At 39.4% G+C, this 315-nt stretch carries 1 protein-coding gene; it reads left to right on the forward strand.

What is annotated here, in order from left to right; translation table 11 throughout:
* Positions 1 to 83: 83 nt before the first annotated feature.
* Positions 84 to 315: hypothetical protein (locus HC176_RS18630; protein WP_167920467.1), on the forward strand; the 232-nt coding region annotated here is incomplete at its 3' end.

The following is a 315-nucleotide window of genomic DNA, read 5'->3' on the forward strand; positions in this document are numbered from 1 at the left end:
TTATGCTGATTTTCAACGTATTATATTGAAATATATGTATTTTTTCCATAACAAAAACAACACAAAATTTTAAACTGTGCTTTATGAAAAAACCAATCTATCCCACGCTCTTTTTGTCCCTGGTTTCTTTACCGCTTTTTGCACAAATCGGGGGAATTGAAAATTCGGTTAATGATATTGCCGATACGATCCGGACCATCTTCCCAATCCTCCTTGGAGTGATCTTTCTTGTCGGCTTCCTGTTTAACGCAGGCCACTTCTTTGGGGAAAATGCAGACCTTAAAAAGGGGATTACCCGGGTGCTCGTCTTTGTCC

Source organism: Tamlana crocina, from assembly GCF_012037625.1.